Annotated in this window: 13 protein-coding genes; 5 read left to right on the top strand and 8 right to left on the bottom strand. The window is 34.9% G+C overall.

The genetic code is table 11. The annotated features are described in order from the left end of the window. Positions 1–31: 31 nt before the first annotated feature. The 4 genes from nhaC to VF726_RS03055 all read right to left on the bottom strand — a co-directional run bounded on the left by nhaC (position 32) and on the right by VF726_RS03055 (position 4400). Complete coding sequence (nhaC, locus tag VF726_RS03070; protein ID WP_440165732.1) at positions 32–1435, bottom strand: Na+/H+ antiporter NhaC; 1404 nt, start codon at positions 1433–1435, stop codon at positions 32–34. Positions 1436–1764: 329 nt separating this feature from the next. Next, positions 1765–2424 carry a class I SAM-dependent methyltransferase gene (locus tag VF726_RS03065; RefSeq protein ID WP_440165730.1) on the bottom strand — a complete coding sequence of 220 codons (660 nt, stop codon included), beginning with the start codon at positions 2422–2424 and terminating at the stop codon, positions 1765–1767. A 112-nt stretch (positions 2425–2536) separates the two neighbouring features. After that, entirely contained in the window at positions 2537–3409 is an 873-nt protein-coding gene (locus VF726_RS03060; protein WP_440165727.1) for a TIGR03943 family putative permease subunit, read from the bottom strand. 13 nt (positions 3410–3422) lie between these two features. Beyond that, entirely contained in the window at positions 3423–4400 is a 978-nt protein-coding gene (locus tag VF726_RS03055) for a permease (protein ID WP_440165725.1), read from the bottom strand. 185 nt (positions 4401–4585) lie between these two features. On the opposite strand from VF726_RS03055, the gene VF726_RS03050 reads away from it, so the two are divergent. The 3 genes from VF726_RS03050 to VF726_RS03040 all read left to right on the top strand — a co-directional run bounded on the left by VF726_RS03050 (position 4586) and on the right by VF726_RS03040 (position 7613). Then, entirely contained in the window at positions 4586–5773 is a 1188-nt protein-coding gene (locus VF726_RS03050; protein WP_440165723.1) for a GTP-binding protein, read from the top strand. A gap of 186 nt (positions 5774–5959) precedes the next feature. Next, complete coding sequence (locus VF726_RS03045; protein WP_440165721.1) at positions 5960–6925, top strand: DMT family transporter; 966 nt, start codon at positions 5960–5962, stop codon at positions 6923–6925. A 16-nt stretch (positions 6926–6941) separates the two neighbouring features. Next, complete coding sequence (locus VF726_RS03040) at positions 6942–7613, top strand: GntR family transcriptional regulator (protein WP_440165719.1); 672 nt, start codon at positions 6942–6944, stop codon at positions 7611–7613. A 56-nt stretch (positions 7614–7669) separates the two neighbouring features. Here the strand turns inward: VF726_RS03040 and fbpA are convergent, their stop codons facing one another. Together fbpA and VF726_RS03030 are read right to left on the bottom strand one after the other, a co-directional pair. Beyond that, positions 7670–7840 (bottom strand): Fur-regulated basic protein FbpA, encoded by a 171-nt coding sequence (fbpA, locus tag VF726_RS03035; RefSeq protein ID WP_000098301.1) that lies wholly within the window; start codon positions 7838–7840, stop codon positions 7670–7672. Positions 7841–8033: 193 nt separating this feature from the next. Beyond that, a complete protein-coding gene (locus VF726_RS03030) occupies positions 8034–8933 on the bottom strand; it encodes a cation diffusion facilitator family transporter (RefSeq protein WP_440165716.1) in 900 nt (299 codons plus the stop codon). Positions 8934–9144: 211 nt separating this feature from the next. Between VF726_RS03030 and VF726_RS03025 the strand changes: the two genes are divergently transcribed. Next, entirely contained in the window at positions 9145–10218 is a 1074-nt protein-coding gene (locus VF726_RS03025) for a WD40/YVTN/BNR-like repeat-containing protein (RefSeq protein WP_440165714.1), read from the top strand. A gap of 39 nt (positions 10219–10257) precedes the next feature. On the opposite strand, the gene VF726_RS03020 is transcribed toward VF726_RS03025, so the two are convergent. Together VF726_RS03020 and VF726_RS03015 are read right to left on the bottom strand one after the other, a co-directional pair. After that, a complete protein-coding gene (locus VF726_RS03020; protein WP_440165712.1) occupies positions 10258–11373 on the bottom strand; it encodes a DUF4179 domain-containing protein in 1116 nt (371 codons plus the stop codon). Further along, positions 11370–11936, bottom strand: coding sequence for a sigma-70 family RNA polymerase sigma factor (locus VF726_RS03015; RefSeq protein ID WP_440165709.1), 567 nt, complete (start codon positions 11934–11936; stop codon positions 11370–11372). Before VF726_RS03015 ends, VF726_RS03020 begins: the two co-directional genes overlap by 4 nt. Before the next feature lie 271 nt (positions 11937–12207). Between VF726_RS03015 and asnB the strand changes: the two genes are divergently transcribed. Beyond that, positions 12208–14031: an asparagine synthase (glutamine-hydrolyzing) gene (asnB, locus tag VF726_RS03010; RefSeq protein ID WP_440165707.1), complete on the top strand. Its 1824-nt coding sequence runs from the start codon at positions 12208–12210 to the stop codon at positions 14029–14031.

The raw sequence follows: 14031 nt of genomic DNA, 5'->3' as shown, positions 1-14031 counted from the left end.
AAAAAACTTCTGCCATCGCAGAAGTTTTTTTTTATGATGCTTGCTTTCCTTTTTCAACGTCATCTACATACCAAATAAATTTGCCAGTATATCCGTAAATAACCGCTAAAATTAACGATACGAAGCTTAACCACATAAATGGAACGTATGAGAACGTTGCTACACCTAAAATACCAGCCATAAAAATACCATTGTCAGACCATGGAACCATACCTGAAGTTAACGTTCCACCTACTTCTGAATTACGTGCTAATACACGTCGGTCTATTTTTAATTTATCATAGCTATCTTCCATAATTTTCGGTGTTAAAATTAGTGATACGTACATCGCACAACCGAATACATTCGCTAAGAATGCCACGATTAATGTAGACAATGTTACATTACCTGCAGAATTTAATTTCTTCTCAAATTTTGATACGATTACTTTTAAAACACCTAGTTTTTCAAGTAATCCACCAAATCCTAAACCGAAAATAATAACGGCTACTGATCCAAGCATACCGTTAATTCCACCACGGTTTAATAACTTGTCCACAAATTCAACACCAGATTGAATTGAGAATCCGTTATACGCTGTTCCAATCGCCTCTCCAAAGTTCATTCCTTGGAAAAGAGTTGCCCAAATCGCACCAATTAAAGCTCCCATTGCAATTGTTGGCATAGATGGTTTCTTCATCGCTAATAGTGCGATAACAATGACCGCCGGAACAAGCATCCATATTTTAATATCAAATTCCTTTAATAAAGCTTCTTTTAAAAACTCTACTCGATTCAAATCTACATTATCGCCGCCATACATCCAACCAGCTACAGTAAACATAATGCTAGTAATAATGTAAGCCGGGACGTCTAATACGAGCATAGCTCGAACGTGAGCAATAACATCTACTTTCGCCATAGAAGCTGCCAGAACTGTACTATCAGAAAGTGGTGATAGTTTGTCGCCAAAATAAGCTCCTGAAAGAACTGCACCAGCAACAAGCGGAAGTGGTAATCCAAGTCCTTCACCAATCGCCATCATGGCAATACCTGCTGTTCCAACTGTTCCCCATGATGTTCCTGTCGCGATAGAAGTTATCGAACAAATAATTAATGTTGCCAGTAAGAATATGCTAGGGTGAATAAACTCTAATCCATAATAGATTAATGTTGGTACAACGCCACCAGCGATCCATGTTCCAATTAAAGCACCTACTGCAACTAAAATCAGTATTGCTTCTAATCCGTTAGAAATCCCTTTCGTAATTGCATCTTGCAATTCTTGATAACGAAATCCTAATCTTAATCCAAGCGCAATTACTAAAAACCATGAAATAAATAGCGCTAATTGAATTGGGAGATCAAAAATCGTTTGGAAGGAAAAGACAACAGCAAGAAATAGTAATAAAAGAACTATGATTTCTAGCATCGATGGTAATCTTACACTTTTCATTTTTTTCTCTCCTTACAAGTCGATAACATGACGTATGTCGTCTTACATGTATGTAACATACAATTAGCGAAGACAAAACAAAATTTTCATATTATTTCGATTTATTTTTCCAGTATAATATATTGGACACCTTTTCTATTGTAAAAGTAGATGTTACTTTTCGCAATGGAAAATATAAAAAATGTTACATTTTTATATAAAACAATCCAAGAATAACTTTTTTAATATTTGTCATTACAAAACTTTTTACTATGATCCTCACCTTTTAAGGACTACCATTTTTCTCCACAAAAAAAGCACACATCATTAAAATGATGCATGCTCCACTTTTATTTATACATATTTTGTATTTCTTCTTTATTCTTAAGTATTTCCACAAACTGATCGCTACAACCTTTCGGAAATAATACTCCGAGCCCATATGAATGTTCAAACTGAAAATGAGGGTACTTCGCCTTGACCTCATCCCAAAATTTATACACGCCGAAGTTTCGATTTTTCACCTCAATATCATGAAATAACACGATACCGTTATTCGCAAGTTTCGGTAACCACGTTTTATAATCATGAGAAACTGCTTCATACGTATGATAACCATCAATATGCAACAAATTTATCTTTCCATCTTGAAACTGATCCACAGCCTCGTCAAAAGTAGACCGAATTAAATTCCCTATTTGAGGATAACTCGTGCTCACGAATTTACTCACTATTTGAAAAACACCTTCTCCGTATGGACCTGTATGCTCATCTCCTGCCCAAGTATCTACAGCAAAGCATTTTGTAGATAATCCTCCATCTTTTACCCCTTGGCAAAAACTAAAAAAAGAAGCTCCTAGATGTGTACCTAACTCAACTAATATTTCTGGCTTTTCAAATCGTACTAAATCATAAGCGAAGTTTAAATGCCCCACCCACGCAGAGTTCATACGAATATATGGACTATATTGATCAAATTCGAATGTTGGTTTATGAGTAACCCAGCTCATCACATTTCTCCTTCTACACATATTTTTAACAAACCAAATTACTCTTATCTTTATTTTTTTATCATTGTAATTATGATTTTATTTCACAAAAAAATGAAAAATTAACTCTTTCTCATTGAGGTAAAGCATCGTATACATATGGGTCTGTAGGCGTATTGATTTTCTCTACTTTGCTTACTTGTACAAGTGGAAATAGTGTTCCTTTATATGTCGTTTCGTCCAACAAACCTGTTATTTTCACCCATGTTTCCGGTGGGAGTTTTTTTACGTTTTCCCCTGCAACAATCATCCCCCAGACTGATGCATCCGCAATACAACAAGTTATGCCGTATCGCGCCACTACCACTTTATCCCCCGTCACATCCTTATCATTATATATGAACCCTGAGAATGTAATTTCTTTCCCTTTAAACCCTTTTACATCTTGGCCAATTATACTCATTGTTTGAATATAATCCTTATCCTCTACTTTTATTTTTCGTTGTCCTAACATACTTTTTTCTAATTGCTCTTCTACTTGATCTGTCACTTTTAAATTCGAGGTTTCATCTTGTTCTTGCCAATCAGGATTTACCTGTATTCCCTCTTTTCCGTTCTTTTCTATACTTCTCGCCTGTACACTTTGATTCATACCCCTTTTTCCGGCTAAACTTCCGTCAATTGTTACACCTCCAAATAAAAAAGCACTAATAATTGGAACAACAAATAAAACATATACAAAGAAACTTTTCATCCCTGATTTTAATGCTGTATGATGCTTACAACAATTACAATCATCCTGTTTTTCTCTCCCATCTCTCCAAACTTGTAATGAACCAAGAAGTAAAATTACTACAAAAGCGATATACGTAAATTTAATCATTTTTGGAGCGATAAAATTATAAATATTCCCTGTTACAAGTAGTTTAAATAAGAGCAGTGCTAAACCAATTAAAATAATGCCACGAATATAGCGATGATAGGCCTTCTGTTCCTTTTTCCCCACTGTTTCTCACCTCCTATAACGTTGTAATTTGCACGATTGTGTACACTGATAAAATAATAATTCCAATCAAAAAGAATACAAATTTCTTTTGAAAATATGCAAATAGCATTAACGTATTTTTCATATCAAGCATAGGTCCAAATACAAGAAATGCGAGAAGTGCTTTTACAGAGAAAACATGTCCAAAAGATGCCGCTATAAATGCATCGGCTGCTGAGCAAATTGATAAAACATAACCCAATCCCATCATAATAATTGGGGAAATCACTTCATTGTGCGCCACTGTATCAAGTACATTTCGATCAAAAAATGTTTGAAATACACTCGCAAAAAAAGCACCAATCAACAAATATTTACCCGTATCAAAAAACTCATCTACAGTGTGATTCACGACATTCCCCCAGCTCTTTTTTTCTTTTTTCTGAACCGGATCCTCTATATCTTTTAAAATATTTTTCCCACGATAGAAATAACACACAATTATCCCTACTAATAGCGCCGCACAAATTGTTATCCCAAAGCGTGCATATACAACTACTTCATTTTTTTGAAATGCATATACGGTAGATAAAAGAACAATCGGATTCATAATAGGTGCACTCAATAAAATTACAATTCCAACATGAAGAGGGAGTCCTTTTTGAATAAGTCTTCTTACGATTGGTATAATGACACATTCACACATCGGAAAAATGATTCCGACAAATACCGCTGGAATCATTGCAACAATCTGTGATTTCGGCATTACTTTTTGAACCATATCTTCCGTCACAAACACTTGAATGAGAGAAGAAACAATTACCCCTAATAAAATAAAAGGTATTGCTTCAAATATAATACTTAAAAACACCGTATTCACATTCAACCATTCTTTTGGCATACTTTTATGCAAATTTGCTAAACTTGTAAAATCTACGAAAAATAATAAAAAAAGAAAAATAGCAATAAGGGCTATTCCTATTAATTCTTTTGAAGCTCTATTAAAAACCAATATGATCCCCCCACTTTATTCATATTAGACCGTATACTTGTCCAAATTCCCTACACTACTACAGCACAAATTTGATAGTTTATTCCTATTCTTAAATCGTAATCATTATGATTTATTATTGATTTTTTCTTTTTTATCACTTAATATAAAACGTAATCATTACGATTTAAAGGAGAGATCATTTTATGAAAAAAGTACCTATCACTGTATTAAGTGGTTTTTTAGGAGCTGGAAAAACCACTCTACTACATCATATTTTGGCTAATAAGAGCAACTTAAAAGTGGCTGTTATCGTTAATGATATGAGTGAACTAAACATTGATGCGTCGCTTATAAAAAAAGGTGGGTTTTCACGTACGGAAGAGAAATTAGTAGAAATTCAAAATGGTTGTATCTGCTGTACACTACGAGAAGATTTAATGATAGAAGTGAGTCGGCTTGTTGAAAACGATGATATTGACTATATAGTTATTGAATCTTCAGGTATAAGTGAGCCGATTCCAGTTGCCCAAACATTTACTTATACTGACGAAGTACTTCATATCGATTTAACGAAAAATTGTCGCCTCGATACGATGGTTACCGTTGTAGATGCAAATAAATTTTGGGATGACTTTGCAGATGGTGAAAGTTTATTAGACCGTAAACAGGCTATCGATGAAAATGATACTCGAGAAGTTATTGATTTACTAATAGACCAAATTGAATTTGCGAATGTCATTATTCTTAATAAAATTGATTTAATAGAAAAAGAAGATAGGATAGAACTTCATCATTTATTACAAAAATTAAATCCAGGTGCAAAAATTATTGAAGCTTCATTTAGCAACGTACCATTGCAAGAAATTTTAAATACAAATTTATTCAATTATGAGGAAGCGAGTCAATCGGCGGGCTGGATGCAAGAACTAAATAGTGACCATCATACACCCGAAACTGAAGAATATAGTATCAATTCCTTTGTGTACCGTCGTAAATCCCCTTTCCATCCTCAACGCCTTATGAATTGGCTAAAAAAATGTCCTGTAGATGTTGTAAGAGCGAAAGGCTTTTTCTGGCTCGCATCTCGTAATAATATGATAGGGCTTCTATCTCAAGCAGGTTCCTCTATTACAATTCAAGGAGCCGGTGAATGGATAGCGGCATTACCTGAAACTGAAAGAAATCAAATTATTACAGAAGAACCCGAAGTATTGAAAAACTGGGACGAGCAATATGGAGATCGAATAACTGAGCTCGTATTTATCGGGATTGATATGAATCGTTCTTTAATTGAACAATCATTAGATGATTGTCTATTAACAGAAAAGGAAATGGAACAAAACTGGAATACATTTGTTGACCCTATTCCAGCTTTTACTTACACTTTATAATTCAAAATAGAAAGGCTTCTGTAAATGGAAGCCTTTCTATTTTATCGTTTTCTTATTTAACAAACTTCTTTCATTTGAATAACAACTTTACATCAAGTAAGAAATTTCAGTTTATTTCTTATACACTCTGTGATATATTGCATACTGTATACAATATACTTTTTTGAAAGGAGGACTATATACATTATGGATCCAAATCGTTTAAAAGGAATCCTTATGGTTGTAATTGGTGCTTGTTTATGGGGATTGTCCGGAACAGCTGCACAACAACTTTTTCAATATGAACATGTTTCTACTGAATGGTTAGTTACAATCCGATTGCTAATATCGGGTGTTATCTTGCTCATTATTTCATCATTCGGAACGAACAAAAAAGAAATATTCGGCATATGGAAACAAAGATCTGATGCTACTAAAATGATATTGTTTGGCCTATTTGGTATGCTTGCTGTACAGTACACGTACTTTGCTTCTATTAAAGAAGGAAATGCCGCCGTTGCAACATTATTGCAATATTTAGCACCTATATTTATTACTGTATACTTACTTTTCAAATGGAACGTTCGTCCATCAAAAATTGATTTCATTTCAATTACCCTTTCATTAGTAGGCACTTTTCTCTTACTAACAAATGGGTCGGTTCATAACTTAGCTGTTTCTACACCAGCTATTATTTGGGGTATTTTATCTGGATTATCTCTTGCTTTTTATAGTTTATATTCAAAGGGATTACTAGAAAGATGGTCTTCCTCTGTTATCGTTGGATGGGGCATGATTATTGGAGGTATTGGTGTAACGATTGTACACTTTATTTCGACGAAAGAATTCATTTTATTATCAACTATGAAATATGTAAAACTAAGTACTCTACCGCTCATCACATTTGTCGTCATTTTCGGGACACTTATTGCATTTTATTTATACTTAGACAGCATACGATACTTGACACCGAAAGAAACGACATTATTCGGTTGTACTGAACCACTTGCAGCTATTATTTCTTCCGTACTTATATTACATGTACCGTTTCAATCTTTTCAGTTATTAGGAGCTTTTTGTGTCATTGTAATGGTGCTCATCTTAAGCCAAAAACCGGATGAAGGGAAACCTAAATCAAAGCTTGTTCATGAGAAAAAGGAAAATATACAATGAAAGGATTGAATTCACTATGCCTATCCCTCAAAATTATAAAAAACAAGGAAGAGTTTCAGCGAAATCACTCGTTTTAAATCAATTACAAGATTGGATTATTGAAGGTGTACTGAAGCCTAATGAAAAAGTTAATGATGGGGAATTGGCTGAAGCACTAGGAGTAAGCAGAACACCTGTGAGAGAAGCACTTCAAATATTAGAGCTTTCTGGATTAGTGGAAATGGTACCTGGGCAAAAAACAAAAATTGCTCCTATTAAGTTAGATGACATACCTATTATTTATGAAACGATGGCTGGTCTTCACTCTATTATAGGAAAGCAAGCACTTCAAAACATTACAGACGCTGATTTGAAACTACTTTCTGAAATAAATGATGAGTTTCAGCGCTCTATAGAGAAGAAAAACGCAAAACAAGCTTTACAACTAGATATACAATTTCACAATACAATTTCTTCCATTGCTAAAAATCAATATATTGAACCGTTTCTAGAAAATATGCAACTTCACGTTTTACGTCTTGAATATTTATTTTTCCAAAACTTTGTTCCAGCAAGTCAATCTATTGAAGAGCATCACTCTATCATTCAAGCACTGCAAAAGCAGGACGAAAAACAAATGGAACTAATGATGTCTCAAAACTGGCTTCGTCCAATGAAAGAAATATCAAAAATAATGTCTATGAAATAATAATAGAGCTGGTTACACAAAATCGTAACCAGCTCACCTTTTACTAATCTATATAGCTATGCCTGAATATCTGCATAATCTTCCATATCTTCGTACTCTTTTTCCAATTCCTCTAAAGACAGCTCGTATAATTGTCGGTCGCGAATCTTAAACACACCTGCTCCAATTAACTCATCGATTAAATGCCTCTTACGATTTTCAACAGCAAAACGGAGTTGACTACTCATCTTTTAAAAAACTCCTTTCTACGATCATTGAAAATGATAATCTTTATCAATTACCACTTTTGATTATAAAAGATGACTCTTTATAAGTAAAGTAATTTCATGAAATATTTACCTTACAAAGTATTTGTGGCCACATTATATATATGTATGCCCCGCGAAAAATGTTATGACACTTTTTCTTATCCTTTTTCTTTCATACTTTGCAAGTTGTCTCACTATGAGTAAATTCACCATCTATCTCTACTTGAATGGTGACATGTTCTACATGAAACTTCTCTTTTAATACGTCCGTAGCCTCTTTTAGTACACTTTGCGTTTCATTTCCTTTAATAATCAAATGGCAAGTTAATACTTGAAAATCAGATGTGACAGACCATATATGCAAATCATGAACTTCTTTTACAACCGTAATATTTAATAATGTACTTTTTACCTCTTCAATATTTATATGCTGCGGTGCACCTTCCATTAATATATGGACCGTATCACGTGTTACACGCCATCCACTAATAATGACTAAAATAGACACAAGAATACTAGCAATCGCATCTGCAGCATTCCATCCAAAAAATTTAATACATAGCGCTGCAATAATGGCTCCGACTGATCCTAATAGATCACCTAATACGTGTAAGAAAGCACTTCGTAAATTCAAATTACCTTTCACATCTCCGCCCCTCATTAATATCCAAGCTGATAAAATATTAATAAGTAGACCAAGTACAGCAATAATGAGCATCCCATTACTAGCAATCTCAACTGGTTCTTTAAAACGGCGAATTGCTTCAATAAAAATGTATACTGAAATGACTATAAGAACGACGCCGTTACATAATGCCGCTAACATTTCGATTCGCTTATACCCATATGTTTTCGCAGCTGTTGCTGTTTTTTCTCCAAGCTTAAACGCAAGTAAACTTAACGCTAACGATACCGCATCACTTAACATATGCCCCGCGTCAGATAGTAGTGCCAAACTATTTGTTACAAATCCCCCAATTACTTCAGCAATCATAAAACTCGTCGTTAATACGAAAGCAATTAGCAACGCCTTTTTATTGTTAGAATGACCGTGATCATGTGAATGTCCCATACAAATGCTCCTTTAAGTGCTATATCTGTATGTTAGTATGAAACAAACTCCCCATCTTTATCCCGAATTAACGCTCATAAACGTCCGCTTCCTCTATCTATACACTTCGCTATTTTTCAAACAAGTCCTTTTTCTCAACAAAAAATAAGACTACTTCTTTTTCAGCTTCATATTGTTTACTAATGAAAGAAATTTGAAGGAGGTTATGAAATTGAAACGACTATTTCTCTGTATGGAACGTGAACTTATCGTTGTAAAAGAACGATACGGTAACTATGAAACCGCATATCACTTACAAAATATGCAACCTACCTGTATTGCAGTTGATCCATTCCAAAAGAATCGCGTATATTGCGGAACATTTGGACGAGGTTTATGGTTAAGCGACGATGGTGGGGATTCGTGGAGACCGATTGGAGATTCATATCGGTACTTTGATTTTCCTAAAGAAGATGGTATTTTACATTCTTCTATTACTTCTATAACGATAAGCTCAAATGAACAAGTTAACGGCTATGGCGTCGTTTATGTCGGCACAGAACCGAGCGCTTTATTCCGTTCGGAAAATGGCGGTGAAACGTGGACGGAACTTAAAAATATGAAATCCTTATTATCTTCTTATACGTGGGCTTTCCCGCCTAGACCTTTTACTCATCACGTACGCTGGATTACAGTTGATCCAAACAATCCTAATACAATCCACGTTTCAATTGAAGCTGGTGCTGTTATTCAAAGTAATGATAAAGGGCATACATGGATTGATAAAAAATTCGGTGCTCCTATCGATGCTCATCAATTGCTTATGCACCCTGACGCTCCAAATCGCCTTTATGCATCATGTGGTGACGGATTTATGGGCGGACCTGATCGTGCATACCTTGAAAGTTATAACAGTGGAAATAGCTGGATCTCATGCAGTGAAGGACTTGAACATCATTATTTATACAGCATGGCTATTGACCCAGCTGATTGCGATACAATTCTCGTTTCTGCCGCACCAAGCGCTGACCTCGCCCATCACCATATTCCTTATGAATCTTATATATATCGTAAAACGAAAGATACTCCTTTCCAGCAAGTACAACAAGGTCTACCATCTGCAATCGGTACAGTCATTTCGATGTTTGCGACAAATCCAGCCGAACCACATACGTTTTACACGTTAAATAACAATGGCGTGTTTCAATCCAATGATAGCGGCGAATCATGGGATCAACTAAATATTCCTTGGAAAGACGAATATAAAACGCAGCATCCTCATGCCTTACTCGTAACTAGTTCTTAACGAAAAGCGACTGCCTAATGGTTTTAGGCAGTCGCTCTTCTATTTCTTTAAATCAATTATGATATCATCTAGAACAATATCTTTACTCTTCGCTTCTTTTTTCGGAACTTCAATTTTCTTCTCTTTTCCATTCACATACTCCACTCCACCATGATTTTCAGGTGTATGAACTCGCAAGTGTACGCGAGGGGTAACGATAAGCTTTGTTGCATTTTCGTTTAGTTTTTGGAATGTAGCACTCCAACTACTTTTATGTGGCTCTGCTACTGTACTAGTTCCACCATTTCCTTCACCTGCATAATGATTTCCTAAATCATCTTTTATTTCTAATTCCACATCAGCGCTATCCCATATACTTCGTAACGCCTTAGATTCTTCCTGATTGAAAAAAACGATAAATGACATCGGGGTTACTTCCATTTTGTCTATATTTACTCTTATTAATTCATTTTCAGAAGCCCCATTAACCTTTACTTCCTTACTATCCATTGCCTTTAAACTAAGTGCGAAATTCCAATTCCCCTTAATTGAATTACCTTTATAATCCATCCTAATTTCTTCCATATCCCACCAAACATTTGCAACATCTAACCTTTTACTACTATTACCACTCATTGTAGTCATACCTACGTACTTTTTCTCTCCAACTTTTGTTACTTGAGAGCTTCCTCCCCCGCCATTAAACCCCATCACCTGCGGATATCCAAATATATTTGGCTTCTCCCCTAAATCTTTATCACTCTCAATAGAGTATGTGATTGTGATTGTTCTACCATCAAACACAGCATCATTAATTGTAACCTTAACCCCATTACTCTCCCTCGTCATATTCAACTCAGTCGAAAACTCTTTATAATTTTCATATAACCCTGTTCTACCATTATCTAAAAATCGGAATATATCACCTACAATTGGTAATCCCCCTGCATATGTGGGAAATCCGATACCAAGCGTTGCAACTGATAATCCTACTAAAATAGATGCAGCAGCGACACCTTTTTTCCAACTTTTCATCTTTTTCTTCGTACGTATCGATTGTTTTAAGTTACGCTTCACTTTTTCTTTTTCAGTTTCAGAAGCCTCAATTTCCTCAATTTCCTCAAGTTCTTTCTCATCTATATCAATATCATTTAATAGTTCATAAATGTCTTTCATATGGCACTACCTCCAAAACTAATATTCGTAGCATTTTGTTGTAGTTTCTTTTTCCCACGGTACACTCGATTATCGATTGCTGCCCGAGTTAACCCTAACTTGTCTCCTATTTCTTCTGTCTTCATACCGAGAAGATATTTCATAATGAACACCTTTTGATCTAACGGTTCTAATTGATTAATAAGCTTCAATAATTCTTCTCTATCTTCCATAACAATTAATTCATCTTCCGCTGACTTTTCCGTACTAATATGAAACTCATCTGAAATAATTTCTACTTTTCTAGTTGCTTTTCGGTAATAATCAATCGCTTTAAATTTCGCAATCGCCGCAATCCATTTTTTAAAGTCACTTGGCTCTCCATGAAATTTATTTGCGTTATTCCAAATGGAAAGAAATATATCGTTTACACATTCCTCAATGAGTCCGTCATTTTGAACTGGAAGAAGAACTTTGTGCGTGATTCCTTTTATGAGTGGTAAGTATGTATCGACAACGAATTCCAGCGCATCTTCTTTTTGCCGTTGTAATCTTTTTATATAATTTTTCTCATTTGATTTCATGTAGCGATTCCCCTTATTTTTTTGTAAAAGCTTTTACACCCTATATAACGTCTAAAAAAATATTTTCTCTCATTTTTTTATTATTTTTTGTATGTAATGGAATACTTTCCCTTAGCCATTGTCTCACATAACTATGCATTACAAGAAAATTTTCTCAAGTCTGCAATTTAATTCATGTAGTACACTATTTATATGGTAATCCTTTAACTAGATGTACATTTTATTTCATTAATCTACTTTTCAACATTTTAAATTAGGAGATGAGATGTGTATGTGTGGAATTACAGGTTGGGTAAATTGGAATAAGGATCTTTCCAATGAACATGCTATTTTAGAAAAGATGGCCAATAGTATCCAGCATCGTGGTCCGGATGCTGAAGGATTTTGGTTTTCACCTCGTGCGGCCTTTGCACACCGGCGTTTAATTGTAATTGATCCAGAAGGCGGGGCACAGCCGAAGACATTTCGTGCTGGTGATTATACGTATGCTCTTACTTATAATGGAGAAATTTATAATTTCCGTGAGCTGAGGGAACAACTTAGGAAATGTGGTCATGCATTTGAAACGCATTCAGATACAGAAGTGTTACTACATGCTTATTTAGAATGGAAAGAAGAATGCGTGCAACATTTAAACGGAATTTTCGCTTTTGCCTTATGGGATGATCAAAAGCAACAACTGTTTTTAGCACGTGATCATTTAGGCGTAAAGCCACTCTTTTATACAGAAAGAAATGACAGCATTATTTTCGGATCTGAAATTAAAGCATTATTAGCTCATCCATCTGTTCCTGCTGAAATTGATGCGAATGGCATAAATGAAATATTTGGATTAGGGTTATTTCGAACTCCAGGATGTGGCGTCTTTAAACATATTCAAGAAGTACGTGCCGGACATTCTATAACATTTACATGTGATAAAAAAGTAGTTACGAAGTACTGGAATTTAAAAAGTAAGATTCATACAGACTCTACCGAAGATACGTCATCGCATATTTTATCTATTTTACAAGATACAGTAAAAAGACAATTAATTGCCGATGTTCCTCTCGTTTGTATGTTATCAGGCGGATTAGATTCTAGCGGTATTACTGCACTAGCGGGAAAAGAATTTGCTGCTGAAAATAAAACACTTCATACGTATTCCGTTGACTTTGTAAATAGCGCAAAAGATTTTGAGCTGACATTTGCTCGCACTGGTTTAGACGCTCCTTGGGTAAAACGCGTTTCTGAACATGTAGGAACATCACATCATGATATTATTGTGAATGCTGAAGAATTAGCAAATCACTTATTCGTTCCCCTCCGTGCAAAAGATTTACCGAGTGCTGGCGAAATGGAAACTTCACTATATTTACTATTTTGCGAAATGAAAAAAGATGCGACCGTAGCTTTATCCGGAGAATCTGCTGATGAAGTATTCGGTGGATATCCTTGGTTTCATCAAGAAGAATTACTATATGTAGATAAATTTCCTTGGCTAACAAATTGGAAAAATACATCTCCGCTTCTATTAAATGAAGTAAATAACCACTGTAACTTAGAAGATTATATTGATACACGATTCCAAGAAGCGATTCTTGAAGTACCTACTCTTGAAGGTGAAAGTAAAAAATCCGCGAAACAACGTCAAATGTTTTATTTATTTTTAACGAGATTTCTCCCATTCTTACTTGACCGGAAAGACCGTATGAGTATGGCTGTAGGATTTGAAGTTCGCGTACCGTTTTGCGATTATCGATTAGTTGAATATTTATGGAACGTTCCTTTCAACATAAAAAGCATTGATAATATTGAAAAAGGCATTTTACGTAGAGCACTACAACCTGCTTTACCTGACGATGTACGCAATAGAAGAAAAAGTGCTTACCCAACTTCACAAGACCCACATTATTTACAAACAATCCGTCATTTATCACTCGACATGTGCAGCAATAAAAACAATCCTATTTTCTCATTTATTAATCATTCTACATTCCTTGCCATTGCCGATGAAAGCAATAAAAACATTAACAATTTTGAAGCAAGAAGTGCTATGGAATACATGCTTCAAGTAAATGAATGGTTGAAAACATATCACATCCATATCGCTTAA

Origin of the sequence: Bacillus sp. Brlt_9, assembly GCF_051948935.1 — a bacterium.
Taxonomy (GTDB): Bacteria; Bacillota; Bacilli; order Bacillales; family Bacillaceae_G; genus Bacillus_A.
Note: the sequence above shows the minus strand (reverse complement) of the source record. Positions and strands in the feature narration are given on the sequence as shown.

Excerpts from the sequence above, each read along its gene's own strand:
- nhaC (WP_440165732.1), bottom strand. The coding sequence starts at position 1,435 with ATGAAAAGTGTAAGATTACCATCGATGCTAGAAATCATAGTTCTTTTA.
- VF726_RS03065 (WP_440165730.1), bottom strand. The coding sequence starts at position 2,424 with ATGAGCTGGGTTACTCATAAACCAACATTCGAATTTGATCAATATAGT.
- VF726_RS03050 (WP_440165723.1), top strand. The coding sequence starts at position 4,586 with ATGAAAAAAGTACCTATCACTGTATTAAGTGGTTTTTTAGGAGCTGGA.
- VF726_RS03045 (WP_440165721.1), top strand. The coding sequence starts at position 5,960 with ATGGATCCAAATCGTTTAAAAGGAATCCTTATGGTTGTAATTGGTGCT.
- VF726_RS03040 (WP_440165719.1), top strand. The coding sequence starts at position 6,942 with ATGCCTATCCCTCAAAATTATAAAAAACAAGGAAGAGTTTCAGCGAAA.
- fbpA (WP_000098301.1), bottom strand. The coding sequence starts at position 7,840 with ATGAGTAGTCAACTCCGTTTTGCTGTTGAAAATCGTAAGAGGCATTTA.
- VF726_RS03030 (WP_440165716.1), bottom strand. The coding sequence starts at position 8,933 with ATGGGACATTCACATGATCACGGTCATTCTAACAATAAAAAGGCGTTG.
- VF726_RS03020 (WP_440165712.1), bottom strand. The coding sequence starts at position 11,373 with ATGAAAGACATTTATGAACTATTAAATGATATTGATATAGATGAGAAA.
- VF726_RS03015 (WP_440165709.1), bottom strand. The coding sequence starts at position 11,936 with ATGAAATCAAATGAGAAAAATTATATAAAAAGATTACAACGGCAAAAA.
- asnB (WP_440165707.1), top strand. The coding sequence starts at position 12,208 with ATGTGTGGAATTACAGGTTGGGTAAATTGGAATAAGGATCTTTCCAAT.